This window comes from Solihabitans fulvus (genome assembly GCF_008386585.1).
Classification (GTDB): domain Bacteria; phylum Actinomycetota; class Actinomycetes; order Mycobacteriales; family Pseudonocardiaceae; genus Solihabitans; species Solihabitans fulvus.
On the sequence record NZ_VUOB01000009.1, the window covers coordinates 1 to 25428 of the forward strand.

The following is a 25428-nucleotide window of genomic DNA, read 5'->3' on the forward strand; positions in this document are numbered from 1 at the left end:
CGAACACTTGACAGACCCGCGCTGGTCAGCTTGTGGTGGTGGATCGTGCTGGTCGTCGGCGAATCTGTGTCAGGTGCCATGAGTCGGTACGTGGTGCTTGGCGAGAAAGTCTTGTATCGCGGCAATACTGCCTTTGGTGTGGCGAGGATGAGGAGTCTGCGAACGGCATACTGACAAGACGTGCCGCAGAGCTTCGGGATAGACGGCCTTCGAAGGTGGAGTTCATGCGCGCCCGATCTCCTTGGCAATCGCGGAGCAGGCCGGCGGCGTGCTGACGGCGGGCCAGGATGGCGCCTGCGGTGCGGTCGGTGGTCTCGGTGAGTGGCTAGGTCGGTGGCGCGAAAGGCAATGCTCCGGACCCGGTTGAAGTAGGTGGTGGTCGACGTGCCGACGCGGGAGTTGGTGGTGTGGGCCGGGCGCGTGGTCGCCGGCGACGTCTGAGCGTGCCGGTCTCCCACGCCGGCTGCCGCGGGGCGTGGGAGACCGCGTCGGATCAGGCGTCCTGCTTGGCCTTGGCCTTGGCCGGGATCCGCTTGCCGAGGGTGATGAACAGCAGCACCAGCCCGACCGTCAGCAGGATGTGGCCGAGTCCGGCGATGCCCGAGATGGCTGCGCCGCTGGCCTTGCCGAGCACCGTGAGCGAGCCGTGCAGGGCCATCATCCCGACGGTCACGACCATGCCGGCGTTGTAGACCCAGTAGAACCAGGTGAACAGCTTCTCACCGCTGATGTCGAACACCTTGTCCAGGGCCAACACGATCAGGAAGAACAGCATCCCGAGCGCGAGCAGGTGGGTGTGCACGACGCTGAGTTGCGTGTCGCCGGTGAAGTCGTTGGCCTTGGTGAGTTCGCGGTAGAACAGGCCGCTGAGCACGCCGATGATCATGTAGACGTGCGCGGTGTTGAGGATTTTCCGCATGGAGATGTGACCTTTGCAGAGGTGGTGATGGGGGAGCGGTCGTTCAGCGGTAAGAGCCGGCGGCCAGGTCGGCCACGGCGTCGGTGTTGCTGGGCTGCCAGCCGAGGCGGTCGCGGACGGCGTCGCCGCTGACGGACTGGTCCAGGGCGAGCGCGTCGGCGAACAGCGCGCCGAGCTCGGCCCGCGCGTCCTCCAGTGGCCACACCTGCGGCTCGCCGGAGACCCCGGCGGCCTGCCCCGCGGCGACGGAGAGGTCGCGCACCGAGACGGCGGGCTGGGTCACGCCGTGCCACAGGGTGCCGGCGGGCGCGTTCTCGACGACCATGGCGAACAGGGTGGCCAGGTCGTCGACGTGGATCATCGGCCAACGCACCGACAGGTCGGCGACGGCCACCGGAGCGCCCTGCCTGCGGGCCAGGTCGACCAGCATCGCGGGGATGCCGCCGCCCCGACCGTGCACGACGCCGGGACGCACCACGGTGGCGCGGACGCCGTCCTGCGCGGTGGCCAGCACGTGGCTCTCGATGGCCGGCCGGTAGCCGACGATCGGGATGGGGTTGGTCGGGGTGGCCTCGTCGGCGGTGGTGTCCCCGGTCGCGCCGAGGACCCAGACGCCGCTGGTGTAGAGGAAGGCGCGGTCGGTGCCGCGTAACGGGGCGGTGAGCGCGTCGATGGCGGCGCGGTCGACGGCCTCGTCGCCGCTGGGCTGGCCGAGGTTGATCACGGCGTCGATGTCGGGCGTGACGGCCGCGGTGAGCGAGGCGGGGTCGGTTAGGTCGCCGACGCGGCGCTCGTAGGGGGTCTCGGTGTTCGCCTTGGCCGGGCGGGTGAGCACCACGACCTCGTGGCCGAGCGTCGACAGGTGCTCGGCGAGGACGGTCCCGAGGTAACCGCTGCCGCCGATGAGCAGAACGCGCATGTCATTCCTTTCTGAACTCCTTCGCGATCATGAGTCTAAGCAGCGTCTGCCAGCGCGCTGTGCGCGCGCTACCAGTGGTCGGCCGGAGTCTGGCGTCGTCCACGAAGTCCGACATGGAGGAGACCGACTCCATGTCACACAACGCTTTTCCGGCGCACAGCGCCTCCCGTCGCAGCCCTCGAACAGTGCCGGCCGTGATCGCGGCCTCGGTCCTGACGCTCGGGCTGACAGCGACCGCGACCGCCTCGCCGGCGCGGCAGCCACCGCCGGCACCCAGGCGCAGCTGAGGGCGCTGGCGCGCAAGCTGGTCGACGCCGGCGCGCCGGGCGTGGTCGTGCGGGTGGACGACGGCAGGGGCCGGCCCGTCGAGATCGCCGAGCAGGCGTCCGGGACCAGGCGGGACGCGAGGCTCGCGGCGGGGGACGAGTTCCGGATGGGCTCCAACACCAAGACCGTCATGGCCACCCTGGTCCTGCGGCTGGTCGCGGACGGCCGGCTCGCCCTGAACGACCCGGTCGGCAAGTGGCTGCCCGGCCAGGTGCCGCAGGGCGACGCGATCACGCTGCTCAACCACACCAACGGCCTGAAACGGACGATTCAGATCAAGGATCGCGCGACTGGCCATGGCCGGTCGCTGGACGCCAGGCCGTGGACGTGAGCTTCTGCCACCGCCCGGATCCGGTCGCGCCGGCGGAGTCTGGCCAGCACTCACGACACGTGCGTCGTCACGGTCTCCTCGCCGACCCGCATCGCGGCGGCGATCTCGATGTTGCCGCAGGCCTTCGCCAGCAGCCGCAACACCTCTGTGGACACGACCTCGGTCCTGGGGTCGGTCCTCGGCCTGCTGGCGCACGAGATCACCGCCATGCCGCACTGGGGCACTGGTCGAAGGCGAGTCACCGGTCCCACTCGTTGGAGTGAACTGCTGGCACATCACCGGCACTCGGGCGTGGTGACGGGTGGGTCCCCCGAACCTCCCACCCGGCATCCTCATGAACCCCGAGAAGAGGACATCACGTGGTCGAACTGATGACCGCGCTCGCAGCTGTGCTCGCCTGCTCCCGCACCATCAGGCTGCAGGCCGACCGCGCCGGTTCCCGCGCTGGAGAGCTGTTGACCCACTGGTTTAGCCACCGATCAGTGTTAGGAGTCGCCCGCCGTCTCGCCGCACAAGAAGGCTGCGTGCTGGTCGAGATCAGCGACGATGGACGGTGCTGGACCGCGCGAACACTCACGATGACCGACCTGAGAGCAGACACCAGGTCGCGAAAGCCGAGAAGGCCGTCGCCGGCAAGGCCCCGGTCAAGCGCAACCGGTTCATCCACCTCTCCGGCGCTACCAAGACCGTCAACCGGGACCTGGAGGCTAAAGCCAGGACTCTGGCCGGGCTCAAGGGCTACGTCACGAACCTCACCGCCTGCCCTGACGGCACCCCAGTGACAGCACGGTTCGTGATCGACGCCCACCACCAGCTGTTCCAGATCGAGAAGTCCTTTCGCATGTCCAAGCACGATCTACAGGCCCGGCCGATCTACCATCGCAAACGCGACTCGATCGAGGCTCACCTGACCATCGTGTTCGCCGCCCTCGCGATCAGCCACTGGATCGAGGACCGCACCGGCTGGTCGATCAAGAAGTTCGTCCGCACCGCCCGCCGCTACCGCACCATCCAGATCCAGGCCGGACAGCCGACCATCACGGCTGCCGACCCGACCCCAGACGACCTCCGCGCCGCTCTCGATGAGATCCATCGCCGATCAGATGCGCACTAACTTGAGCCAACTCGGGTTCCCCGATCCCGGCGATGCGTGACCGAGCCGCTCGGGCCGCACCACCCACCAGCCGACCCCAGGCACGGCCGCGGGAATCAGGGATGGAGGCAACTACGCTGCTGCTCCCAGAGAGCTGACACGGACCTGGTAGACGACACCCGACTAATCAGGGAGCAGCTCGCCGAGACTGTGACGCAGCGCGGACACGAAGGGGTGCTGTGTCCCCAGAACGCTGGCGCATGCCCGCAAGAAGTCGGAGAGGCGTTGCCGCATTCCGGTGCCGCTGGGGCGGCCGCCAGACGCGATGAGGGTTATTAGATCGGCAGCAAGAACAGCGTATGACGAACTCTCGCCCAACGAACTCCTCCGATCTGCGATCAGCTTGGCGAGGAGGTCCGTGGCCTGGTCTTTGTTGCCGGCCATTGATTCGAATACTACGAGCCAGCATTTGTCCAGAAGGACATGTGAATGTTCAGTGCCGAGGACACGCTCACGATCCCGAGCCAGTTCGTGGAGTAACTCCGCCGCCCGCGCTGGATTACCTGCCCGAAACGTAGCGAGGGCCAGGCCGCCACGGCCTCGGAGGGTCCATGGGCTATCGGGCCCGGATACGCGCTCCCAAGCAGCGCACAGCTCTGTAGAAATTTTCAATGCGCGCTCAAAGTCTCCGCACTCAGAGAGAAGCTGAGTCAGATACCCCTGGGAGATCAGTGTGCTGGGATGACTCGGGCCCAATACAGTCTGTTGGCGCTCAATGATTTCTTCCAGGATCTGGGTTGCTTGCGGGAAATCACCCATGTTTGCCAGGGCAACCGCGTGCTCACGTCGGGTCTCCAGGGCTTCGGGATCGTCGCGTCCAAGCAAGCGAGATTGGTCGTCAGCAAGTTGTGCGAACGCCGCCGTCGCGAGGGTGAAATATCCCGCGAGCATCTGACAGTATGCCTGCGCCCATCTGATACGAAGGATCCTGCGGTCGCTGGGATCGTAGGTGGCTCGCCTCAGGGCGAGCAGTTCGTCGACCTCTCGCAGAGCAGACAGTGGCTCCCCTGAATTACTGATTGCCCATGCCAATGCTACTTCGGCATCGGCAATGCCAGCCGCATTCCGATATGCGGACGCCGCAGTCGGGTACAGCATGCGTTGTTCAGCTGCCTGCCCGAGGTCGAAGGCTTGGGCAGGTGTTGCGCGCGCGACGAGGGCGTCCCAAGTGGCCTGGGGAATACGGTCCAGGCCCGCGACATCGATGAGGTAGTCGAACGCGAGGAAGCGGCCGTCGTCGTTCGGGAGAAGTAGGCTGCTCGCCCCCTGGCTGGGCGCAGTAGCCCAGGTGAGGGCGTCATCGAGGGGCTCGGGGCGCAGGAGCGCGCCGCCTGCTGCGGCGAGGTAGTGCTCGGAGAGTTCGGCCAGCGTTTCGAGGGCTTGGGGCTCATGGAGGCCGGCGCGACGGCAGTCCACAGCGGCAGCTACCAAGGCGGCCCCGCGTGGATGCGCCCCGGGTCGCCAGGCGTTGCGCCAATCGCGGGTCAATTGTGGTCCTGTGGCGAGCAACTCGGCGAGCCCTAGCGGGCCCGCCTTGGGCAAGGCCGACCGGATACGAGGGTCGTCGGCGTAGGCACGAGCGCGTCGCAACTCTTCGTCACTCCATCCGCGACGCAGTTCTACTACTGTGGCCAGCTCAAGCACGCTGCGGGCGTCTCGCCAAGAGTCCCGCTCCGGGCCGTGGAATTCGGGCTCCTCTCGGGCGCTGTACCGGTCGTGTTCGCGGCTGCGCATTGTGGCCAGCACCAGAGTGTCCCGCCCGCCCTCGGAGTCGAGCAGCCGGTTGATGGTGTTGGAAGTCAGCCCTCCTGCGCCGAGGAAGCGCTCCAGGTCGTCCAGCCAGACCACGCATCGCCGCTCCGCCTGGACTGCGGGCACAATCGCGGTGAAGGAGGTCCGCCCGGCCGGGACGATCAGCGCGTGGTCAGGTAGCAGGGCGCGCATGGCCTCGTAGGCGGCGCGGGTCTTGCCGGCGGTCGAATCGCCGACCAGCAACACGAACCCGCCGGCGTCTGCTAGCTCCCGCAGCCGATGCTGGTCGTCGCGGGGTACATAGGGGGGCACCCGGTCCACCACGGTGCGACCGTCCACCGCCCTGGTGATCGCCTCGGCGGGGTGCACACCCAGCGCGATCGGGTCGTCCAGCTCGCGTACCCGACGCGGCCGGCCGGACGCGCCTGCGGCCAGGACGTGCCGGGGCAGCGTCTCTCGCTGCTCGGCTCGCTTGTTCAGCAGCGCCTTGGCCCGCTCGCTGGTCACCCCGAACACCGCGACCGCCAAACCAGCGCCCACCGCGGACGCGGCTGGCCCGGACACCCACACCGTGGCCAGAGCGCCGGCTGCCACGCCCAACGTCCCCGCCGCTACCAAGAGCCCCCACGCCGGCCATGCCTGCCAATGCCACCGCGTCCGTCGCATGACCGCCCCCGGCTGTGCTCGGCTGGTGTGGCCACCGTGGCACCCCATCGCTGCGGTGGCCAGCCGCCGATCCGGCCACGTCAGGCTCGAGCAGTTGGGCACCACCGAGCGTCGGGTGCGCTACCGCATCGACCGGGCGCGTGCCCTGATCAGGTACGGCCGCCCGGACCGCGGTCTGGAGGAGCTGGTCATCGCCGAGATCCTCGCGCCGCAGGACGTCGGCGTCCCTCGGTTCAGGCACTGCTGCCGGCACGTCCACGCAGCCCCGCGCTCCCCACGGACTGGGCGAGTTCGCGGACCGCATCGGAGCGACACGCCCGATGGCGACTACGACCGAGCGAGCCTAGCCACCACGAGGAAATGGCGGTGGGGATGGAGAACCGGCCGGTCGTGGTGTCGGGCCGCCCGCCGACCGGCGCGCGGGCACGGGTGATCGTCGACGAGTTGGTCGCCGTCTTCGCCGAGGCGCACCGTCGCGCCGATGACCCGGAGTCCCGCGCCTGGCTGGCCGAACGAGTCCGCATCGGTGCCGACACGAGGGTTTCCCGGTACTGGCGGCTGCTGGCCGTGATCAACGACCAGCCCGCCAAGGCCGATCCGGTGCCCGCGGCGCTGTGGTTTCTCGGCGCGCTCGACGCGGCCAGCCCGACCCTGCCCGACCCCGCCCGACCGCGAATTCGGCTGACGCCGTCGTGCCGGCCGGTCCTGGTGTGTCATCAGGATTTCATCGGCCGCGGTTAGCGTCATCGCTGCGGACGACCAGGCCGCAGGTGCGGGCAGGGGGCCTGCGGCGGCGTGCCGTCACGGCCTGCGCGCGGTGACGACAGGGGACGGTGACGGTGGTTGATCCAGCGCCCAACATCGGTGGCGGCGATGGCGATGCCGCCGCCGGGGTGGACCAGTGGGTGGCCAGCGCGAAGGCGAAGGCCGAGCGCTACCAGGCGATGCGGGTGCAGGCGGAGCAGGTGTCGGTGACGGAGTCGTCGAAGGACGGCATAGTCACGGTCACCGTCGACTCCGGCGGCAACGTCACCGACCTGCGGATCACCGATCGGTCGCGGGAGCTGCCGGGCGCCCAGGTGGCGACGGCGGTGCTGGCCACCATGAAGCGGGCGCAGGCGAAGCTGCCGGAGCGGCTTGGCGAGGTCATGGCGGCCACGATCGGCGACGACCAGCGGACCAGAGACACGATCGTCGGCGCCTACCAGGCGAAGTTCCCCGAACCGCCGCCCGAGCAGGCCTCAGCCGAGAGCGAGGCGGTGACCAGTTTGTCGGTGGGCCGCCTGGAAGACGACCCGACACCGCCGCCGGCTCCGGCAACTCCAACTCCACCTCCACCTCCACCGCCACCCGCGGTGCCGCCGCCGGCCCCACGCCGCCGGCCGGCCATCCCGAGTGACGAGGACGACGGCTGGGCAGACCAGTCGTTCACGCAGAAGCTGTGACGGGGGAACCATGACCGACGGCGGTTACCAGGTGTCGACCGGGCAGTTGCAGAGTCACGCCACCTCGGTGCAACAGGTGGCGGCCACGCTGGGCCAGGCACTGTCCGCAGCCCAACAGGTCGCGCTCAGCACGCAGGCCTACGGAATGATCTGCGGCCCGTTGTTCGTGCCGATCGTGATGGCCGTGTCCGCGCCGGGCGTGGCCGCCCTCCAACTGGCTCAGCAGTCGATCAACTCGGTGGCCGACGAGGTGAAGAACACCGCGGCGCACTACGAGACGGTCGACCAGTCCAACAGCGCCAGCTTCACCACCATCCAGGGCGGTCTGTCGTGAGCAATCCGCTGGTCGCGCAGAAACAGGACTCCACCAACTGGCACACCGGGATCAACCTGATCGACGACGCGGCCGGCGTCTACGATGGGGTGGAGTCGGGCAGCTGGGTCGAGGGCGGCCTCGCGGCGCTGGGCACCGGCCTCGACCTGCTCACGATGGCCATGAACCCGGTCGGCACGCTGATCTCCTACGGCCTGAACTGGCTGATCGAACACGTCAAACCCCTGCAGGACGCGCTGAACCAGCTCGCAGGGGACGCCGACCAGATCGCCGCCTACTCCCAGACCTGGGGCAACGTCGGCAAGGCGGTGGACCAGGCCGGCAAGGACCTCACCGCCGCCGTCGCCAACGACACCGCCGGCTGGACCGGCCCGGCCGCCGACGCGTATCGCAGCCACATCAAGGACAAGGTCGACGCGCTCTCCACCGCCGCAACCTGTGCCAACACCATCGGCACCGTCGTCAACATCGTCGGGGTGATCACCGGCGCGGTGCGTGGCATCGTGCGGGACATGGTCACCCAGGCCGTCGGCGACTTCATCCAGGACGCGCTGGAGGAGGTCTTCTCCCTCGGCCTCGGCACCCCCGTGGTCGTCGCCCAGGTCATCGAGCAGGTCGCCGCCTGGACGGAGAAGATCGGCGCGGTCATCAAGAAGCTCATCAACTCCGTCAAAGCGTTGCGGCCCATGATGAGCAAGCTTGAGGAGATCTGGGGCGGAATCCAGAAGGCCATGAAAGCCCTACACGGCAAGGGTGGCGAGGAACCGCACACCTCCCCGTCCTCGGCAGGTGAACCACACACCTCCACCTCAGGTGCCGGAGACACGCCCTCCACCACGCCGCACGAACCCTCCACCACGCCATCCGGCGCACACGACCCGGCCATGTCACCCGGCGGCCACGACCCGTCGACCACGACCACGTCGGGCACGCACGGAGACGGCACCACCCCCGGCGGACACGACCCCGCCAGCAGCCCGCACAGCGACAACCCGAGCGTCAAGGACGCCAACAAGGAGCCCGCCGCCAACTCCAAGCCCACCGAGGGCACCCCGGCGGCCGGCGACCCGGTCGACGTGTCCACCGGGGTGATGTTCACGACGCAGACCGACGTGGACCTGCCTGGCGCGCTACCGCTTGTGATCTCCCGCACCCACCGGTCCTCCTACCGGGTCGGACGCTGGTTTGGCCCGTCCTGGGCGTCCACTGTGGACCAGAGGGTTGAGGTCGAGTCGGACTCGGTGCACTTCGCCGCCGCCGACGGGATGCTGCTCGACTACCCGGTGCCCGGCGACACCGGGTACGTGCTCCCCGTCCAGGGCGCTCCGGTGCGGCTGGCCCGCGACGCCGACGGCGGCTACACGGTGACCGACCAGAAACTGGGCAGGACGCTGCACTTCGCGGCCACCGGCACGAACCGGCTGCCGATCACCGCGATCACCGACCGCAACGGCAACCGCATCGACATCGACTACGACGCGACCGGTGCGATCACCGACATCCGCCACTCCGGCGGCTATCACCTCGCCGTGGACACCGAAGACGGGCTGATCACGGGCATTCGGCTGCGGGCCCTCGGTGGCCACGACACGCCGACGACGCGGTACCGCTACGACGATCGCCGCCGACTGGTCGAGGTCGCCAACTCCTCGACCCTGCCGATGCGCTACGACTATGACGCGGACGGCCGGATCACGCGGTGGGAGGACCGAAACGGCGTCTGGTACCGCTTCACCTACGACCAGGGCGGCCGCTGCGTCAGGGGCGACGGCAAGGACGGTTGCCTCAGCTACACGTTCGAGTACGACACGACAAACCTCGTGACGAGGTCGACCGATTCCCTCGGGCACACCACCACCTTCCAACTGAACGAACGACTTCAGGTGATCCGTGAGGTCGACCCGCTCGGCAACGCCGTCAGCTCGGACTGGGACGCGCACCACCGGCTGCGGTCCCGCACCGACGCGCTCGGCCGCACCGTGCGGTGCGACTACGACGACGCCGGCAACCTCGTCGCCGTCACCCGCGCGGACGGCAACCAGCTCCGAGTGGCGTACAACGATCTCGGCCTGCCCACCACGGTCGTCGAACCCGACGGGGCGACCTGGTCGCACGAGTACGACGACCGGGGCAACCGCACCTCGGTCACCGATCCGACCGGCGTGCGCACCAGCTACGCGTTCGACGAGCGGGGCAATCCGGTGGCCGTCACCGACGCGCTCGGCCAGACCGGCACGCTCCGCCACGACGCGGCGGGTCTGCTGCTCGCCGCGACCGACCCGACCGGTGCGGTGACCAGCTACCAGCGGGACATCTTCGGCCGCGTATTCGCCATCACCGACCCCGTTGGCGGCGTCACCAGGTTCGCGTGGACAGTGGAGGGGAAACCGCTTTCCCGGACGCTGCCGGACGGGACGACCGAGCGGTGGTACTTCGACGGTGAAGGCAACACAGTGCGCCGCACCGATGCGCTGGGGGGCGACACCGTCACCGAGGTCAGCAACTTCGATCTCCCGGTGGCCGAGATCACGGCCGACGGCGCGCGGACCGAGTTCAGCTATGACACCGAGTTGCGCCCAACCTCGGTCACCAACCCCCAGGGCCTGGTGTGGCGGTACGAGTACGACGCCTGCGGCCGGCTGGTCCGGGAGACCGACTTCAACGGTCGGGTGTTGACCTACGTCCGGGACGCCGCAGGGCAACTCGTGGCCAGGACCAACGGCGCGGGCCAGATAACCAGGTACCGCCACGATCCGATGGGCAACGTGATCGAGGAGGACGCCGACGGCGTCCGCACCAGCTACGCCTACGACCCGCTTGGCCGGCTGGTGCGCGCGACGAACCCGCACGCGGACACCGTCTTCGAGCGGGACATCCTTGGCCGCGTCGTCGCCGAGACCTGCAACGGCGCGACCGTCTCCTCCAGTTACGACCTGCTCGGTCGCCGGGTCAGCCGCACCACCCCGTCCGAGGCGGCGAGCGTGTGGGAGTACGACGCCGCCAACCGGCCGGTCGCGCTGCACACCGCGGGGCGCACCGTGCGCTTCGGCTACGACGCCGCCGGCCGCGAGGTGGCACGCGACCTCGGCGCGGCCACCCTGATGCAGACGTGGGACGCCAACCACCGGCTGCGCAGCCAGGCGCTGTCCGGCCCCGACACCAGGACAGCCGGCCTGCTCCAGCGCCGGTCCTACCGCTATCGGTCGGACGGCTACCTTCAGGGCGTTGTCGACCAGCTCGCCGGCCCGCGCGACTTCGACCTCGACCCGGCCGGGCGGGTGACCGAGGTTCGTGCCGGGGAGCACGTCGAGCGGTACGGCTACGGCCGCGCCGGCGCCATCGCCTACGCCGACTGGCCGACCGTCCGGGTCGGCGCGGACGAGCCGGAGGCGACCGGACCGCGCGACTACGCCGGCACGCTCCTGCGTCGCGCCGGCAATCTGCGCTTCCAGTACGACCCCCAGGGGCGGGTGGTCATCCGTCAACAGATCCGACTGTCCCGCAAGCCGGACACCTGGCACTACACCTGGGATGCCGACGACCGGCTGGTCGCGGTCACCACCCCGGACGGCCAGCGGTGGAGCTACCGGTATGACGCGCTCGGTCGTCGGATCGCCAAGCGGCGCCTCACTTCCGATGGCACGGCCGTCGCCGAGGAGATCACCTTTCACTGGGACGACGTCACCATCGCCGAGCAGACCAGGACCGTCGCGCAGCCCGACGGTGTCGATCGGGGCGGGACCACAACCTGGGACTACCAACCGGGTTCGTTCCGTGCGGTCAGCCAGCTCGAGCGGACCAGCGTGCGGGACGCGGCACAGCAGTGGGTGGACGCGCAGTTCTACGCGATCGTCACCGACCTGGTCGGCACGCCGACCGAGTTGGTCGACGCGACCGGCGCGCTGGTCTGGCAGGGCAGCAGGAACCTGTGGGGCGCCGGCGGCTCGCGTGCCGCGGCCGGTGTGACCTGCCCGCTGCGCTTTCCCGGCCACTACCACGATCAGGAAAGCCAGCTCAACTACAACTACCACCGGTACTACGATCCGGCGACGGGCCGGTACCAGAGCAACGACCCGCTGGGGCTGGCGGGCGGCCCCGATCCTGGCGCGTACGTCCCGAACCCGACGGCGTGGATCGACCCGCTCGGGTTGGAACGGTGTCCGCTCGGCGAGTATGCCGACAGCCTGCGCGGGGAGAACCAGGCCTCGACCCCTCGGGTCGCGGCCGAGTACACCTCGCCCTCGGGGCAGAAGTACTACGGGCACAACAGCGAAGGCGTGCCCATTCCGCCGGAGTTGAAATCGGAAATGGAGCGGGTCGCCGGCCCGGTTGGTGGTCGGCACGGCGCCTGCGCGGAAGTCAACGCGATGTCCAGGGCGGTCGCCGAAGAAGGCCCCGACGCGCTCCGCGGTGGTTCCATGCAGGCCGTTCGAGTACGCTCGGTCAACAGTGGTGGAACCGCGCACGGCACACCAATCCTGCCGTGCGAGAACTACTGTCAGCCCCTGTTGGGTGCGCTCGGAATATCGTGGTGAAGGGTGCCAGTGGCATGGCGGTCGTCGACAGCTTCTCGCCCGAGGTGGTCCGCGCGCTGACGGCGAGCGGCTGGGAACCGGGCCGGCACGTCGATGTCGAGCCGTGGGACCGAGTGCTGCGGAGCGAGGGCTACCACCTGTCCGAACTGGTCAGGGATCTGCTGGAAAGCCTTGGCGGCCTGCGGGTGCACCCGGTCGGGCAGGGCGAGTACCGGGCCGCTCTGCTGTTCGAGCCGGAACTGGCGGGCAGCGGCGCATACGACATCGCCGAAGAACTGGAGGACATGTTCCACCAGCGGTTCTATCCAGTGGCGGAGTGGATTTCCAACAGTTGCGTCTTCGTCGGCGAACGTGGCCAGGTGGCCTCGTACGACGACATCGAGATGCTCGACCTCGGAAACACCGTCAACGACGCGGTGGAACTGATCGTGGTGTGTTCGCGGCCGCCGCGCGTGATCCGGTCCGTCCACTGAGTTCTGCCATACACCCTGTGGACGCACTAAGAGGGCGTTTAATTTGGGCGTGTTGCGGCTTGTGTCCTAGTAGGTGCCTCGCCAGGTTGGTGTGGTCTCGTCCGTTATGCGCTTGGCGAGGTTGTCGATCGAGGCGATGTGGATCATCGCTTCGGAGCTGGCGGGAAGGGTCTCGTAATCCCGGGAAAGGCGTCGGTGGAGCATGATCCAGCCCAGACTGCGTTCGACGACCCAGCGTCTTTTGACGACGTGGAATCCTCGTTTCTGGGTGTTTCTGGAGACGACTTCGACGTCGACTCCGAGAGTGGCCCCGTGCTCGACGGTGGCGTTCTTGAATCCGGTGTCAACCCAGGATTTGGATATGGTCGGGTAAGTCGTTTTGGCTTGGTCGAGCAGTCGTATTCCGACGGCGTTCTCCGACAGGCTCGCGGCGGTGACGATCACGGCGAGGAGCAGTCCGAGCGCGTCGGTGGCGACGCCCCGCTTCCTCCCGACGATCTTCTTCGCGGCGTCGATTCCTTGGCTGGCAAGGAGAACGTTGGTGGAGGTCTTCACGCTCTGGGTGTCGATCACGCAGGCGGTCGGGTTGGGCTCGCGGCCGTCCTTGACGCGGGCGAGGCTGACCAGGTCGTAATTGAGCTGGGCGAAGATCCCCTCATCGCGCCAGGCCGCGTAGTAATAGTAGACGGCGCTGTGCGAGGGGAAGTCATGCGGGAGGTATTTCCAGGGGATTCCCGTGCGGTTGAGGTAGAGGATGGCGTTGAATATCTCCCGTAATTCCACCGAGGCCGGCTGACCCGTGGGCCTGCGGTCGAGCCTCGCTTTCCGCCAGGCGGTCAAGGTCGGCTCGATCAACGCCCATCGGGCGTCGGACAGATCGCTGGGGTACGGCTTCCGCGGACTCATGGACGGATTTCTTACCGGAGCCCCCTGATCGACGGCGTCCTGTGGCCAGTGCGGCGTTTCCTGGCATTTCTAGACCAGACGGAATTCTAGGGTTATGCGCCAACTAAACGGACGGACCACCGTGACCCCAGGCTGCCCCGATGCGCTCACTTGCCAGAAACACACCAAAAGAGTCTTACCTAAAGGGTGCAAATCCTGCCAAGGGCAGTTTAAATCCCCACTAAGAGCTCCTAACGAAATGGCTGCCGGACGATGAGGCTCACCGACTGGTCAGGGTTTGTGTCATGATCTCCGCGCCCTTGCTCATGAGCATCTCCATGGGCTCGGCGAGGGAGTCGGGCAACAGGTCCAGGGTCCACACCACCCTGGTCCGGCCGTCGTCGCCCTCGCTGACCTCAACGGCAGCGCTGTAGTGGACGATGGGCAACTGCGACTCGACCACGGAGTAGACCAGCCGCCTGGCCTCCTCGTCTCTGGTGACAAGCAGTTCTCGGGCGACCCGTCCGGTGGCGAACGTCACCGATCGAGCCTCGCCGCGCTCATCGTCCACGGGCTCGCAGTCCACGACGAACCCCGGCACCAGCACCTTGTGCACGTTCGCGAAGTCCCGTACCGCCTCCCAGACGCTGGCCGCATCGGTTTGCACCACGATGTCCTTGCGGATCGACGCCATACCCGTTCTCCTTGTGCTGGAAGTCCTCGTATCCGAGCCTCCCGCAAGAACGTCACTGTGTCGTGTGCTTTTGAAGCCCCAAGCAAAACAGCAGGCCGCTCACGCCGTACCGCTGCTGACCGCTCTGGCCGACCACATGCTGTCCACCGAACAGGAACTCGCCCTGCAACAACCCCACAAGCGGCTGGACCCACCGGCGAGCAACGTCCTGGACGAACTCCCCAATGCCACCCCCATCTTCCGCCTCCCCAACGTCATCTCCGACTCGGCGGGCCGCGGTGTGCTGATCCACTGGAACACCCAGTCCCTGGCCCAACTCGAAGACCTCTACGGCCTGGAAGGCGCCCGGCAGTTGGTGGACAACACCACCACGCTCACCGTCTTCGGCGGCCTGAAGGACCAACGCACCCTGGAATGGATCTCCCTGCTCACCGGGCAGCACGACCGCCGCCGCTACCAACAGTTCTCCGACGGCCTGTTCGCGCCCAGCCGCACCTCCGTGGGCACCGAAACCGTCCCCACCTACCGGCCCGGCGAAGTCCGCACCCTGCGCCGCAACCAGGTCCTGGTCATCCACCGACACCTGCGCCCGATCCTGGCCAAGGTGCTCGACGTGTCCCGCCGACCGGACTGGCCCGCGCTGCGCCGCGACGTTCGCAGTGTTCGCGGTGTTCGCGGCGAGCAGGGGAGCTGACCATGGACCACGTCGACGAGATCGCTCCCGCTGCCCGGGACGCTTCGGTGGAGGGCCAGATCCGTGACCTCACCACGATCCTCAGCCGCCTCTCGGCCAGGCTCACGCTGCTGGGCGGCCGGCTACGCCATGTCGAGGAACGGATCGACGCCCTGTTCCCCACCGGGCCACGCCCCGCTGACCGACTCGCGCCGTGGGTGGTAGGCACAGCACCGGAGACCGCCGAGGACCCCACGACCTTCGTGGCGGCACACCACTGCGATCCCCGCCTGCTGGCAGCGGCATCCCGCGTTGGCCGCTGAGATCGCGACGCTCGCCTATACATGGCGGCAGGCCAACCTCGGGCCCGAGGCCAACGAACGCGACGCCCAGCACTGGCACGACCGATGGCGTCCTGCCTTCGCCGCCCGCATCACCGATTGGGCGAGCACCGACGGCCTGGACGGCGACCACCGCGTCGTGGACACCGTGACACGAGACGAGAAGGGAGCCAGGCCATGATGCCGTTGACACTGTCGGAGTTGGGTGACCTGCCCGCCGCCGTCGATCTGATGACCGCAGCCCGCGCACTCGGATTCGGCCGCACCAAGGCCTACGAGCTCGCGCGGTTGGGGATCTTCCCCTGCTCGGTCATCAAGGTCGGCGATACGTACCGCGTACCCACTGCCGGGCTACTGCACGTCCTTGATGTTGAGCTGCCCTTTGCGCGGCGTAGTGAGCTGTAGCGCCGCGTAGATCGCCGCCCTCCTGGACACCGACTACTGGCCGGATCACCTCCACAGGAGTTGGACAAGTTCACGCCGACCTACCTGAAGACGCTGCCGACCGGAGACCTCACGGCCTCTGACCTGGACGACCTCGCCAAGACCTCGTTGATCGAGGCGTTCTGCCAGACTCGAGCTTCATTCCTCTCTATGTAAGGCGGGACGCGAAGGCCGGCCGGGCTCCACGTTGATCTCCGCTTTGCATGGCGAGCCGATGTGCCCGTGGTGTGCCCGGGCAGTTCCGGACACACCCGTCATCCGTTGATAGCCGCCAGCACGGCGTACCGGCGATAAGCTGCGAGAACAGCCTTTCAGGTCATCTGCCGTCACTGTCCGAAACGGAATCACGGCGACTCGAACACGGTGTCGCGTCGCGCGTTTGACCACGAAACTGGCCTCGAAGTGCAGGTCAGTGGACTTCGAGGGTGACCGGCTCACACCTGCTGATCGTCTCTGTGGGTGTCGGGCGTGGCCAGGCCTGCCGTGTCGGGGGTGGTCAGCTCGGCCCCGACAGGCCCGTGGCTAGGGCAGTGTCCGACCTACACCGAGCGCGCGGAAGGTCGACGAGTTCTCGCTGCTCGAGCGAAGTGGCACTGGACCCTTCGGAGTCGAGTCGGTGTGCCCGAGGTGTGCCCGGCGTTTCTGGACACACCCGTCATCCGTCGATAGGCGTCGGTACGTCATACTGGCGCTGAGCTGCGAGAATAACATTTCAAGTCATTCGCTGTCACCACTAGATACGGAACCACGGCGACTCCGAATCTGACCGTTGTTCCACCCACAGCAAGCCCTGGTATGGCTGATGAGGACGGGCGACTCCGCTCTGCTGGCGCACATCCTGCGGACGTTGCTAGCCCAGCGGACCACCTGTAGGGGCATGACCTCATGCCTGTGGCGCCATACCGCCACGACTTTGACCGTCCTGATGGGCTCTGGTAGCCCCGACTGCGGCGACGGCCGCAACGCCCTCAGTACCCGTTCCGGCTCGGCTCGGGCGTTGCCCGAGCCTCCGCCCGTCGATGTCGTGCGTGGCGAGTGGCCGAACTTAGGGTGGAGCGCCGCACTCGATGGCCAGCTACAGTCGCGCGCGGTTCCCCACGGGATCCAGCAGGGCAACAACTGCAGATAACCCCGCGCCAACATTTAGACGAGGCTACGGTTTCCACCCGTTGTGCTCGTTCGTCGACCACGGCATCGAGGGCACCGGCGAACCCCTGGCGATGATTCGGAGACGTCGACGGCCACCGTGCGGATCAGCTTCCGCGACGGCGCCGGCAATTCCCTCGGCACGGCCCAGATCGGCCCGGTCACCTCAGCCGACCGCGGCAACACGACCGCCCTGCTGCAGCGGGCGAGCGTGGGCGGCGTGCCGGCCGGCACCAGGTCGATCGGGACGGTGTTCCAGTTGACCGGCGACCCGAACCGGGCGAACCGCTACAACGACGCCTACGCGGACGACCTCTCGCTCACCCTGTCGGCCACGCTGGCCGCCCCGGCCGTGCCCGCGCCGCCCGCGTCCACGGTGCCCGCGTTCGACCACGTGTTCTTCGTGATGGTGGAGAACAAGTCCTACGACCAGGTGATCGGCAACTCCGCCGCGCGCTACCTGAGCAGGCTCGCGAGCAACAACGTCGTGCTCGGCCAGTCCTACGGCCTGATCCACCCGAGCGACCCCAACTACATGGCGGTGGCGGGCGGGTCGACGTTCGGGCACGTGGACAACCCGATGCCCGGCGCGATCGGCTCGCTCACCACGCCGAACATCGGGAACCTGGCCGAGCGGGCCGGCAAGTCGTGGCGCGGGTACGTCGAGGACATGCACAGCCCGTGCAACCTCGCCAAGAACGGCCACTACGACCCCGACAACGTGCCGTTCCCGTTCTTCCGCGACGTGGCCGCGGACCCGGCGCGCTGCCAGGACAAGCTCCAGCCCATCACGCGATGGTGGACCGATCTCGGCTCCACCGCGACCACGCCGAACTTCGTGTGGTTCGAGCCGAACTCCTGCAACACCATGCACGACTGCGACGTCGCGGCTCTTGCTTGTTGTCGCGACGACAGTTATAGTCGTCGTGACAACAAACGAGAGGGCAGTCATGTATCGCATCACGGACGAGACGGTCATCGACGGCGACCTGGCCACGGTGTGGTCGGTCGTGACCGACGTGGACAACTGGCGTGCCTGGGACCCGCACGAGGAGGACGCCAGGATCGACGGCGAGTTCGCGGCCGGCGCGACCGGGTGGTCCAAGCCGCACGGCGCCCCCGGCGCGACCTGGACCATCACGGACGTGGTCGAAGGGCGTAGCTGGGCGTCGCAGTGCGCGCTGCCCGGCGGCAGGCTCGTCGGCGAGAACACGTTCGAGGCGCTGGGGGACGGCCGCATTCGGTGCGTCAAGTCGGTTCACGTGTACGGCCCGCTGGTGCCGCTGTTCCGGCTCTACTTCGGCCGGCGCATCCGCAGGGACATGAGCCGGACGTTCGCCGCGCTGGAGCGCGAGGCGGCCCGCCGCGCGGCGACGGCGGCGTGACCCGGGGGGAGTCGGGGCCGCTGCTGTCGCCAGGATTCTGGCTGCACCAGGCGGCGCTGGCCTGGCGGGCCGAACTGGACGCGCGGCTGCGCCCGCTCGGCCTCACGCCCACTCAGTTCCTGCTGCTCGCCTCGACCGGCTGGCTGGAGCACGTCGACGGCCCGCCGACCCAGCAGGAGGCCGCGGAGCAGGCGGGCGCGGACCGGATGATGGCCTCCAAGGTGTTGCGCGGCCTGGAGGAGCGGGGCCTGCTGGTCCGCGAGGCGCACGAGACCGACGCCCGCGCGCTGCGGCTGACCCTGACCGAGGACGGCCGCGCGCTGGCCCGCCGCGCCACCCAGGTGGCGCGCGACGTGGACGCGATGTTCTTCGGCGCGGAGTCCGCCGACCTGCGCGGCACGCTGCGCCGCATCGCGGAACAGCGCGGCGGCGGTGAGCGGGACCGTTAGCTAATGGATCAAGGGCGACAACGCCTGGGCCGAAGCGGAGTCAGGAATCGAGAGCACCGACACCACTCACACATGGACCGAAGAACTCGTTGGTGATATCGGCTGGCGACACCGCTGTCCGCATCGGACCGTTCGTCGAGAACGCGGCCCCAGGCCAGCGAGTGCGCGAGCTGATTGCCCCTTTGTCGGGTATTTCGACAGTGGGTGCACCGATTCCGCCATGCCTTGCTGCTACATCCCGCCCCATGGTCAGCAGGGGGCGGGATGCTCACATCATGACCCGTGCCCGTCGTGGAAAACAATGCTGCCTTCGATTCTGTCGGCTTGGACGACTGCGCCCACCACGGTTCCCGTGATCGCGTTCCGCACGGGCTCTGTGTGCGGCCGCACGATGCCGAGCGCAGGCCGGAAACACGGGTGTACGCAGAACTCGGACTCCTGGGGCTTGATGGACATTTCCGTGGTCCCGGCTTAGGCGTAGCCGTCGTGGCGGCGGACCCCCAGAAACCCCACCGAGAACAGCAGGTCGATGACCGCATCCGGGTCGAACAGGTCCGCGTACTGACGATGCCGCTGCACCAACAGGTCCCGAAAGGGCAGGAACATCTCGGCGAAGGATGTCCGGGTCAACTCGTAGCCCGCGTCCCGGAACACAGTCAGCAGACCGTCCAGGAACGGGAACCGGACCCCGTACTCCTTGGCCAGGTCGAGGACCTTCCACCGAGAGAACACCAGCGTCGCCTCCAGCACATCGGTCTCCAGAATCCGATGGTGACCGTTGCCGAAGGCGGTGTCCCTGCACTGGTTGAGGAACTGGATCGCGTCGCGCGGCCTGGGTAGGCTCCTGGCGAACAGGTAGTCAGCGGTAGGCTCACCGTGCACCGTGGTGGGGAAGACCTCTCCCCACAGCTCACTCGGCTCAAGCTGTCGCCCCAGGGCGACGCTGGCGCGGGTTATCGCCAACTGGTGCAGTTCGCGGGCCGTCCAGCTGATGCGAATCTCGTCGCTGTGGAACTTGTCGGCGTCGCTGAACTCCAGCCCATCGTAGATGTCTGACCGCATAAAGAGCGCGCAGCGCAGCGACTTCTTGTAGGCCAGTGCTACATGCTTACCCGCTAGCAGCAGCCCTGTAACCAGGGCCTCGCTCTCCGGCTCGCCTGACCAGACCTGCTCTAACTGGTCTACCACCACCAGAAGGGCCCCGTGTTCCTCGGCGCAGCCCAAGTCCGTGAAGGCATTCTGTACTCCGGTCTCGACGACCTCCAGTTGCCGGGAAGCCCGCACAGCTTCGGGAGCGGTGTTGGTGCCGAGTGCGATCTTCACCCCGAACGCGTCCAGGGACAACGAGGACATCAACCCTCGACCGGCCCGGACGATCCGGTGGTAAAGGTTCTCGTCGGCCAGTTCGCCGTTGTCACGTAGGAACCGCTGCAGCGCCACCACCGAGGAGGTCCTGCGGCGCCGGTGACCAGCTCCGCCGGCGTGTTGCACGAGGTAGCGGGCCGCGTGGACGGCGATCAAGTATCGCCACAGCAGCGCCTTGGCTGCAGACCCGGTCAGTCCGCCCAGCGCGAAGCGGCGCAACTCCTCGCCCGAGGTCTCGTCGGGGGTGATCAGGCAGGTCTCGCCGGGGTTCAGGCCCCCCATCGACAGCCGCATACAGATCGCGCTCTTGCCCGACCCCTTTCGTCCGATGATCAAGTTCTTGCGACCGGACAGCACTTCGGAGAACGCCTTGGTCTGGATGAAACCCTCACGCAGTAGGCCATCGGCCATGTCATGTTCAGCGTCGTCGCGGCCGAAGAACAGGCGCTCGACCACGTCCACATCCTCGGCGATGACCGCGTCCGTCGCGGAGGACAGCGCTGACCGCGTGCTCAGTTGGATCGGCGCGAAGGCATTCACTGCCCGATTTTCGGTGCCCGCCGTGTGCAGGGCCGCGTCCAACTCTCTGGCAAAGCTCGGGACGCGTTCGGCGTAGTCCTCTAGCGCCAATGCTGCCCGCTGGCGTGTCCGGTCGGTCACGGACCCTTCGGCGGCCTCCGCCAGCAGGCGTTGCACGGCGGTATCCCCGCCAAGCACGGTGGTGATCAGTCCTGCGACCTGGTCCGCCGCATCAGAGGTCCAACCGGCGGCCCACTCCGCCAGCAGATCGACCGCCCTGTGCATCAGATCACTTCACAGTTGGCCGCAGGCCGGACCACGCTCCGGCGCCGCCCCGATCGGCTACTCAATCAGGTTGTGGCCGGATAGGACCCATACTCAGTCAGGTTCACTCGACTGTCTCCAACGTCGCGCCTCCCCTGGAGCGAGCTCGCCTGCCCGTGATGCCCAGCCAGTCTGCTACACCACGTGCGCGAGCAGCCGGTCGCTGCAAGCGACCCTGGGCAGGTAGTGGCCGGCACCGAACACGATGTCATTCCTCAGCGTATGTGTGCTCGCCCCACCGCACGGGCGGACGTCGGTCACCGATGCACTGTGTTTCTCGTAGAGGCGCCTGTCAGACCGTGGGCGTGGTCGACGCAGCAGCGCAGAACAGTGCTGATGGGATGTGGCGGACAGGACGATGACTTACTCGGCGTCGTCGAATGCTGTGCGCTACGTGCGATGGGCGTCCATCTCCGGCTACTGATCATCGTCCACTGAGGACTCCACGTCCGTTGCGGCAGAGTCCTCATCGACGTGAGCGTTGGCGACTCCTGGGATGAAGGGCTGTTCGTGGGTCATGGGCATCTCGATGATGCTGTTGGAGATCTCCTCGGGAAGATCATTGTTCACGAGGATGACCTGGTAGCCGCGAGAATGCGTAGAGCCGAACTTGGCCTTGCCTGCAAAGGTGCCCATCTGGCTGCGGGAGTCGTCGTACTCGAGGAAGTTGGCGTAGATGCGGTGGGCCAAAGCACTGTCGTACTCGCCATTGCCGACGTTCTTCTTCGGCGAGTCAATGACCAGCAGGCTGGGCAGGCTGGTCGTGCCCAGGTCCAGGGCGTAACGCAGCAGGGCGACGCTGTAACCGACCGACAACGCGCTGCGGATGCCGTGGCTGACCTGCTGGAATTGTTGCTGGTCGACCAACGGCAGATAGGTCTCCCTGTCGACGCGGGCACGGCCGGAGAACCACGGTAGCTTCAGGCCTTTGGTGACGTGTGCGAAGCGTTCGTCCAGGTCGTTGAACAGGTCGCTGGCGACTGCGGTTTCGCGGATGAGGGCGTCGCGCTGGCGGGTCAACTCGGCGATCTGCTCGGCTAGGCCTCCGGTATGGTCACGCATCCCAGCGACGCGCTGGTGTGGTTCCCGCAGGCGCTCCAACATCTCCAGGCGGCCTTGGATTCCGGCCTGCTCGGCAGTGGCGCGAGCGATGGCGTCGCCAAACGGGCTGAGCACGTCGGCGCTGCGCCGGTCCAACTCGCGTTTCAGCACGGCGAGGTCGGCGTGGGCGGCGTCGCGGTCCTTGGCGGCGTGTGCGGCGACAATCTCCGCGCCGGCAAGCCGATCCAGCGCGCCGTTACGGGCGGTGGTCACCTGACGTTCCCCAGTTGTGGTGACCCCTGCGGCCACTATCTGGTCGACCTCACCCAACGCGGCCAGCGCACGATCGACGCGAGCGAACGCCTGACCGGCCTGGCGGACCTGTTCGCGCTGCACCTCGCGCCGGACCTGCGGCCGAGGTCGGTGGAGTTCGCGACGGTGTTGCCCCGGACGAGATCGGGGAAGGTCCGGCGAGCCGAGCTCCGCGCACCGTGATCGCTACCGCGCAGGTTTACCAGCTACTCAACCGACGGTTGGACGACGCGAAAAAGGGTGATCTGACAGGTTTGCAGTCCTCAGCGACCCCGTCCGAACACCGGGCGCAGGCTGAGCAGAAGGAGGAACGATGCAGCTTCTTCGTCGATGCGCCACCGCGCTGGTCGTGCTGCTGGCTGTGGTTGTCGGCTCAGCAACAGCCAACGCGGAGATGACGAACTCGGCGGCCAGTCGCCCAGTGATGATCGCGCAGGCACATCGAGCCGGTCTCACCGACGCGCAGATCGCCGACTTGCAGGGCAAGGTCGACGCCTACGTCGCGTCGTCCGGCGGCAGGCAGGTGGCGAGCAACAAGGTCGCGTTCGACGGCGGCGAGATCCTCTTTGTCGCCACGGGCGAAAAGTACGTACGGGAACTGGGCTCCACGTTCGCGCCCACTGCGGCATCCGCCTGCCCGTACCACTACTTCTGCGCTTGGCACTGGAACACCTTCTCTGGCGACGAGATCAAGATGTACACGTGCAACAAGATGTACCCGAATCCCTGGTGGGAACCGTCAGGGTCCTGGATCAACAATGAGACACCCGGGGTTCGGGCGTACATGTTCGACTACCACCGCACGCGCATCTACACCACGCCGCCCGCTTACTGGGGTCAGGCCGACGCGGACTGGTCTCCGGTTTCCTACACCATGCCCTGTTGACCCGTGGCGTGTGCTCCTCGGCGGCTGTGCCGGGGAGCACACGCCACGTCGGCTGCGGCTACCTCGCCACCTGGGGCCAGGACACGATGGCCGTCAGGTCTCCCTTGCCCTCCACGGAGATCTTCACCGTCTCCCCCTTGTTCACCGGCATCGCCAGCATCTCCGCACCTGAGATGGTTGAGCCGCCAGTGGGTGTCGTAGGGTCCGCGGTTAGTTCCGATGCAGCCAGGCCGCAGTCGCTGCACGGGCGAGGATGCCCTGGCTGGTGGCCGACAGCCCGAATCGGTTCCAGTGGAAGATCACTACGTGGGTGAGGATCGCGCGGACGCCGCGGTCGAGGCGTCCACGCGCAGCGGCGTCGCCGAGCCGGCGGCCTGCGGCCTGGAACGCGGCGAGCCAGGGCGCGGCGTGCGAGACCGGACCACCGATGGTGAACAGCTCGCTGGTGAGCAGGTCCGGAATCGACAGGAGAACGCGCACATCCTTCGCCAGATGCTCGATTCGTGGGGCATCGGCATCGGCGTCGGTGGGTGCGGGTCGCAGTCGGGAGACTTTGTCGAAGACGTCGCCGCGCTCGAATCCGTCGAGCCCGGCAGCGTGCAGCAGCCCGCTCAACAGCAGGACAGATAGTTCCCGGCGGCCGAGGCTGGGAGTGTCGTGGCGTAAGTACGCCAGGGCGCCGTTGCTGTCGGCGCAGAACAGATCGTGGATGGTGTCCAGTCCGGCCGCGACCTTGATCAGGGTGTACAGGTTGTAGATCGGGATGATCGCCGCCCACCCGGGTGGCCGGCCTTCGTGAGCACCGTCCATAGGACGACGATCAGCAGGATGCCCAGGACGAGGCCGAAACCGCCGTAGGGGTTGAATCCTGGGCTCATCGAGTCGGCGAGAACCATCGAGCACTCCCTCGCGCGGCGGCAAAGAGTCCGTAGTGGACCATCGTCGGCCGGTGCCGACGTGCTCGACACGCTCGGCGGGGCGCGTTCGCGGCGCGAGGTCAGGCGACCGCCGTGTCCTCGCGGGCCTTCCAGCTCGCCATGGTGTCGAACGGGCTGGCGATCTTGGCGGGGTCGCGTTCGACCAGGTCCCCGTGCACCTCGTCGACCATGGCCGCGTCGATCGCGGCCATCAGGTCCGGGTCCAGCCGACGTCCCGCGGCCGCCGCGTTCTGGGCGATCTGCTCGGGCCGCGACGCCCCGATGATCGCGGTGGCCACCGCGGCGTCCTTGAGCACCCAGGCGATCGCCAACTGCGCCAGCGACAATCCCGCCTGCTCTGACATTGGCCGCAGTCGCTGCACCGCGGCCAGCACCGGGTCGGACAGGTAGCGGCCGACGAACCGGCCACCGCGCTCGTCGGCGGCGCGGCTGCCGTCGGGCCGCGTCTGGCCGGGCAGGTACTTGCCCGACAGCGCGCCCTGGGCCACCGGCGAGAACGCGATCTGTCCGATGCCCAGCCCCACGCAGGTCGGCATGACCTCGGCCTCAATGACCCGCCACAGGATGGAGTACTGCGGCTGGTTGGCCACCAGCGGCACGCGCAGTTCACGCGCCAGCGCTGCGGCCCGCCGGATCTGGTCGGAGCTCCACTCCGACACGCCCAGGTAGAGCACCTTGCCCTGGCGGACCAGGTCGGCGAACGCCGTCATGGTCTCCTCCAGCGGCGTGCCCTCGTCGTAGCGGTGGGCCTGGTAGAGGTCGACGTGGTCCACGCCCAGCCGGCGCAGCGAGGCGTGGCAGGACTCCTGGATGTGCTTGCGGGACAGGCCGCGGTCGTTGGGCCCCGCGCCGGTGGGCAGGCACACTTTGGTGAACAGCTCCACCGACTCGCGGCGCACCCCGGCCAGCGCGCCGCCCAGAACCTCCTCGGCCGCCCCGTAGTCGGGCGCGCCGTAGACGTCGGCGGTGTCGAACGAGGTGATGCCGGCGTCCAGGGCCGCGGCCACGCACGCGCGGGCCGTCTCGGCCGAGGCGCGTCCGTGCGTCAGCCAGTTTCCGTAGGTGATCGCGCTGACGTGTAATCCGCTGTCGCCCAGTCTGCGGTGTTCCATGCGCGTGCGCTAGCAGGAGACATCCAATGATTGGACAACCTGGAGAGAGTCATGCGCAGT

General features: G+C 67.8%; 24 protein-coding genes and 1 pseudogene. 15 read left to right on the forward strand and 10 right to left on the reverse strand.

Annotation, left to right across the window (positions count from 1 at the left end):
• Nucleotides 1-493 precede the first annotated feature (493 nt).
• On the reverse strand, nucleotides 494-919 hold the full coding sequence (locus F0L68_RS05350) for a DUF2871 domain-containing protein (protein ID WP_149848330.1): 426 nt from the start codon (nucleotides 917-919) through the stop codon (nucleotides 494-496).
• Nucleotides 920-962: 43 nt separating this feature from the next.
• Nucleotides 963-1838, reverse strand: a complete 876-nt coding sequence (locus F0L68_RS05355; protein ID WP_149848332.1) for an NAD-dependent epimerase/dehydratase family protein — start codon at nucleotides 1836-1838, stop codon at nucleotides 963-965.
• On the opposite strand from F0L68_RS05355, the gene F0L68_RS44510 reads away from it, so the two are divergent.
• Complete coding sequence (locus F0L68_RS44510) at nucleotides 1837-2496, forward strand: serine hydrolase (protein ID WP_149848373.1); 660 nt, start codon at nucleotides 1837-1839, stop codon at nucleotides 2494-2496. The two genes, F0L68_RS05355 and F0L68_RS44510, sit on opposite strands and share 2 nt — an antisense overlap.
• Before the next feature lie 50 nt (nucleotides 2497-2546).
• On the opposite strand, the gene F0L68_RS42165 is transcribed toward F0L68_RS44510, so the two are convergent.
• A complete protein-coding gene (locus tag F0L68_RS42165) occupies nucleotides 2547-2738 on the reverse strand; it encodes a LuxR C-terminal-related transcriptional regulator (protein WP_188316404.1) in 192 nt (63 codons plus the stop codon).
• A 278-nt stretch (nucleotides 2739-3016) separates the two neighbouring features.
• Between F0L68_RS42165 and F0L68_RS05370 the strand changes: the two genes are divergently transcribed.
• Entirely contained in the window at nucleotides 3017-3610 is a 594-nt protein-coding gene (locus F0L68_RS05370) for an IS1634 family transposase (protein WP_438672249.1), read from the forward strand.
• A gap of 162 nt (nucleotides 3611-3772) precedes the next feature.
• On the opposite strand, the gene F0L68_RS05375 is transcribed toward F0L68_RS05370, so the two are convergent.
• A complete protein-coding gene (locus tag F0L68_RS05375) occupies nucleotides 3773-5995 on the reverse strand; it encodes a tetratricopeptide repeat protein (protein WP_149848333.1) in 2223 nt (740 codons plus the stop codon).
• Nucleotides 5996-6433: 438 nt separating this feature from the next.
• Between F0L68_RS05375 and F0L68_RS05380 the strand changes: the two genes are divergently transcribed.
• From F0L68_RS05380 to F0L68_RS05400, 5 genes are all read left to right on the forward strand, one after another.
• A complete protein-coding gene (locus tag F0L68_RS05380; protein ID WP_149848335.1) occupies nucleotides 6434-6808 on the forward strand; it encodes a hypothetical protein in 375 nt (124 codons plus the stop codon).
• Nucleotides 6809-6906: 98 nt separating this feature from the next.
• The gene (locus F0L68_RS05385; RefSeq protein WP_223198516.1) at nucleotides 6907-7512 is read left to right on the forward strand and encodes a YbaB/EbfC family nucleoid-associated protein; all 606 of its coding nucleotides are present in this window, start codon (nucleotides 6907-6909) and stop codon (nucleotides 7510-7512) included.
• 10 nt (nucleotides 7513-7522) lie between these two features.
• Nucleotides 7523-7846, forward strand: coding sequence for a type VII secretion target (locus F0L68_RS05390; RefSeq protein WP_149848336.1), 324 nt, complete (start codon nucleotides 7523-7525; stop codon nucleotides 7844-7846).
• Complete coding sequence (locus tag F0L68_RS05395) at nucleotides 7843-12381, forward strand: DUF6531 domain-containing protein (RefSeq protein WP_149848338.1); 4539 nt, start codon at nucleotides 7843-7845, stop codon at nucleotides 12379-12381. Before F0L68_RS05390 ends, F0L68_RS05395 begins: the two co-directional genes overlap by 4 nt.
• Nucleotides 12382-12395: 14 nt before the next feature.
• Nucleotides 12396-12854, forward strand: a complete 459-nt coding sequence (locus tag F0L68_RS05400; RefSeq protein WP_149848339.1) for an SUKH-3 domain-containing protein — start codon at nucleotides 12396-12398, stop codon at nucleotides 12852-12854.
• Between the two features lie 66 nt (nucleotides 12855-12920).
• Here the strand turns inward: F0L68_RS05400 and F0L68_RS05405 are convergent, their stop codons facing one another.
• On the reverse strand, nucleotides 12921-13760 hold the full coding sequence (locus F0L68_RS05405; RefSeq protein ID WP_149848340.1) for an IS5 family transposase: 840 nt from the start codon (nucleotides 13758-13760) through the stop codon (nucleotides 12921-12923).
• Nucleotides 13761-14019: 259 nt separating this feature from the next.
• A complete protein-coding gene (locus tag F0L68_RS05410; protein ID WP_149848341.1) occupies nucleotides 14020-14433 on the reverse strand; it encodes an SRPBCC family protein in 414 nt (137 codons plus the stop codon).
• On the opposite strand from F0L68_RS05410, the gene F0L68_RS05415 reads away from it, so the two are divergent.
• The 7 genes and pseudogenes from F0L68_RS05415 to F0L68_RS05450 all read left to right on the forward strand — a co-directional run bounded on the left by F0L68_RS05415 (nucleotide 14417) and on the right by F0L68_RS05450 (nucleotide 18871).
• Nucleotides 14417-15127 (forward strand): type IV secretory system conjugative DNA transfer family protein, encoded by a 711-nt coding sequence (locus F0L68_RS05415; protein ID WP_223198517.1) that lies wholly within the window; start codon nucleotides 14417-14419, stop codon nucleotides 15125-15127. The genes F0L68_RS05410 and F0L68_RS05415 overlap by 17 nt on opposite strands.
• Nucleotides 15128-15129: 2 nt before the next feature.
• Nucleotides 15130-15429 (forward strand): hypothetical protein, encoded by a 300-nt coding sequence (locus F0L68_RS05420; RefSeq protein WP_149848343.1) that lies wholly within the window; start codon nucleotides 15130-15132, stop codon nucleotides 15427-15429.
• Entirely contained in the window at nucleotides 15419-15628 is a 210-nt protein-coding gene (locus F0L68_RS05425) for a hypothetical protein (protein WP_149848345.1), read from the forward strand. Before F0L68_RS05420 ends, F0L68_RS05425 begins: the two co-directional genes overlap by 11 nt.
• Entirely contained in the window at nucleotides 15625-15852 is a 228-nt protein-coding gene (locus F0L68_RS05430) for a DNA-binding protein (RefSeq protein ID WP_223198518.1), read from the forward strand. Before F0L68_RS05425 ends, F0L68_RS05430 begins: the two co-directional genes overlap by 4 nt.
• 1591 nt (nucleotides 15853-17443) lie before the next feature.
• A pseudogene (locus F0L68_RS43355) lies at nucleotides 17444-17917 on the forward strand (alkaline phosphatase family protein); the annotation flags it as partial.
• A gap of 70 nt (nucleotides 17918-17987) precedes the next feature.
• Nucleotides 17988-18422 (forward strand): SRPBCC family protein, encoded by a 435-nt coding sequence (locus tag F0L68_RS43360; protein ID WP_149848349.1) that lies wholly within the window; start codon nucleotides 17988-17990, stop codon nucleotides 18420-18422.
• Entirely contained in the window at nucleotides 18419-18871 is a 453-nt protein-coding gene (locus F0L68_RS05450) for a MarR family winged helix-turn-helix transcriptional regulator (protein WP_188316405.1), read from the forward strand. Before F0L68_RS43360 ends, F0L68_RS05450 begins: the two co-directional genes overlap by 4 nt.
• A gap of 471 nt (nucleotides 18872-19342) precedes the next feature.
• Here F0L68_RS05450 and F0L68_RS05455 read toward each other — a convergent pair whose 3' ends face one another.
• Together F0L68_RS05455 and F0L68_RS05460 are read right to left on the reverse strand one after the other, a co-directional pair.
• A complete protein-coding gene (locus F0L68_RS05455; protein ID WP_149848352.1) occupies nucleotides 19343-21040 on the reverse strand; it encodes a P-loop ATPase, Sll1717 family in 1698 nt (565 codons plus the stop codon).
• Nucleotides 21041-21496: 456 nt separating this feature from the next.
• Nucleotides 21497-22516, reverse strand: coding sequence for a hypothetical protein (locus tag F0L68_RS05460; protein WP_149848354.1), 1020 nt, complete (start codon nucleotides 22514-22516; stop codon nucleotides 21497-21499).
• Nucleotides 22517-22745: 229 nt separating this feature from the next.
• Between F0L68_RS05460 and F0L68_RS05465 the strand changes: the two genes are divergently transcribed.
• Nucleotides 22746-23318, forward strand: coding sequence for a peptidase inhibitor family I36 protein (locus F0L68_RS05465; RefSeq protein ID WP_149848355.1), 573 nt, complete (start codon nucleotides 22746-22748; stop codon nucleotides 23316-23318).
• A 210-nt stretch (nucleotides 23319-23528) separates the two neighbouring features.
• Here the strand turns inward: F0L68_RS05465 and F0L68_RS05470 are convergent, their stop codons facing one another.
• Nucleotides 23529-24128: a thiopeptide-type bacteriocin biosynthesis protein gene (locus tag F0L68_RS05470; protein ID WP_149848356.1), complete on the reverse strand. Its 600-nt coding sequence runs from the start codon at nucleotides 24126-24128 to the stop codon at nucleotides 23529-23531.
• 187 nt (nucleotides 24129-24315) lie between these two features.
• The gene (locus tag F0L68_RS05475; RefSeq protein ID WP_149848357.1) at nucleotides 24316-25368 is read right to left on the reverse strand and encodes an aldo/keto reductase family protein; all 1053 of its coding nucleotides are present in this window, start codon (nucleotides 25366-25368) and stop codon (nucleotides 24316-24318) included.
• Nucleotides 25369-25428 lie beyond the last annotated feature (60 nt).

What these genes read in the sequence shown, in the direction of transcription:
- F0L68_RS05410 (WP_149848341.1), bottom strand. Translation starts at nt 14,433, where the DNA reads ATGGCGTCGATCCGCAAGGACATCGTGGTGCAAACCGATGCGGCCAGC.
- F0L68_RS05355 (WP_149848332.1), bottom strand. Translation starts at nt 1,838, where the DNA reads ATGCGCGTTCTGCTCATCGGCGGCAGCGGTTACCTCGGGACCGTCCTC.
- F0L68_RS05420 (WP_149848343.1), top strand. Translation starts at nt 15,130, where the DNA reads ATGGACCACGTCGACGAGATCGCTCCCGCTGCCCGGGACGCTTCGGTG.
- F0L68_RS05390 (WP_149848336.1), top strand. Translation starts at nt 7,523, where the DNA reads ATGACCGACGGCGGTTACCAGGTGTCGACCGGGCAGTTGCAGAGTCAC.
- F0L68_RS05430 (WP_223198518.1), top strand. Translation starts at nt 15,625, where the DNA reads ATGATGCCGTTGACACTGTCGGAGTTGGGTGACCTGCCCGCCGCCGTC.
- F0L68_RS05465 (WP_149848355.1), top strand. Translation starts at nt 22,746, where the DNA reads ATGCAGCTTCTTCGTCGATGCGCCACCGCGCTGGTCGTGCTGCTGGCT.
- F0L68_RS05455 (WP_149848352.1), bottom strand. Translation starts at nt 21,040, where the DNA reads ATGCACAGGGCGGTCGATCTGCTGGCGGAGTGGGCCGCCGGTTGGACC.
- F0L68_RS44510 (WP_149848373.1), top strand. Translation starts at nt 1,837, where the DNA reads ATGTCATTCCTTTCTGAACTCCTTCGCGATCATGAGTCTAAGCAGCGT.
- F0L68_RS05470 (WP_149848356.1), bottom strand. Translation starts at nt 24,128, where the DNA reads ATGGACGGTGCTCACGAAGGCCGGCCACCCGGGTGGGCGGCGATCATC.
- F0L68_RS05475 (WP_149848357.1), bottom strand. Translation starts at nt 25,368, where the DNA reads ATGGAACACCGCAGACTGGGCGACAGCGGATTACACGTCAGCGCGATC.
- F0L68_RS43360 (WP_149848349.1), top strand. Translation starts at nt 17,988, where the DNA reads ATGTATCGCATCACGGACGAGACGGTCATCGACGGCGACCTGGCCACG.
- F0L68_RS05400 (WP_149848339.1), top strand. Translation starts at nt 12,396, where the DNA reads ATGGCGGTCGTCGACAGCTTCTCGCCCGAGGTGGTCCGCGCGCTGACG.
- F0L68_RS05405 (WP_149848340.1), bottom strand. Translation starts at nt 13,760, where the DNA reads ATGAGTCCGCGGAAGCCGTACCCCAGCGATCTGTCCGACGCCCGATGG.
- F0L68_RS05350 (WP_149848330.1), bottom strand. Translation starts at nt 919, where the DNA reads ATGCGGAAAATCCTCAACACCGCGCACGTCTACATGATCATCGGCGTG.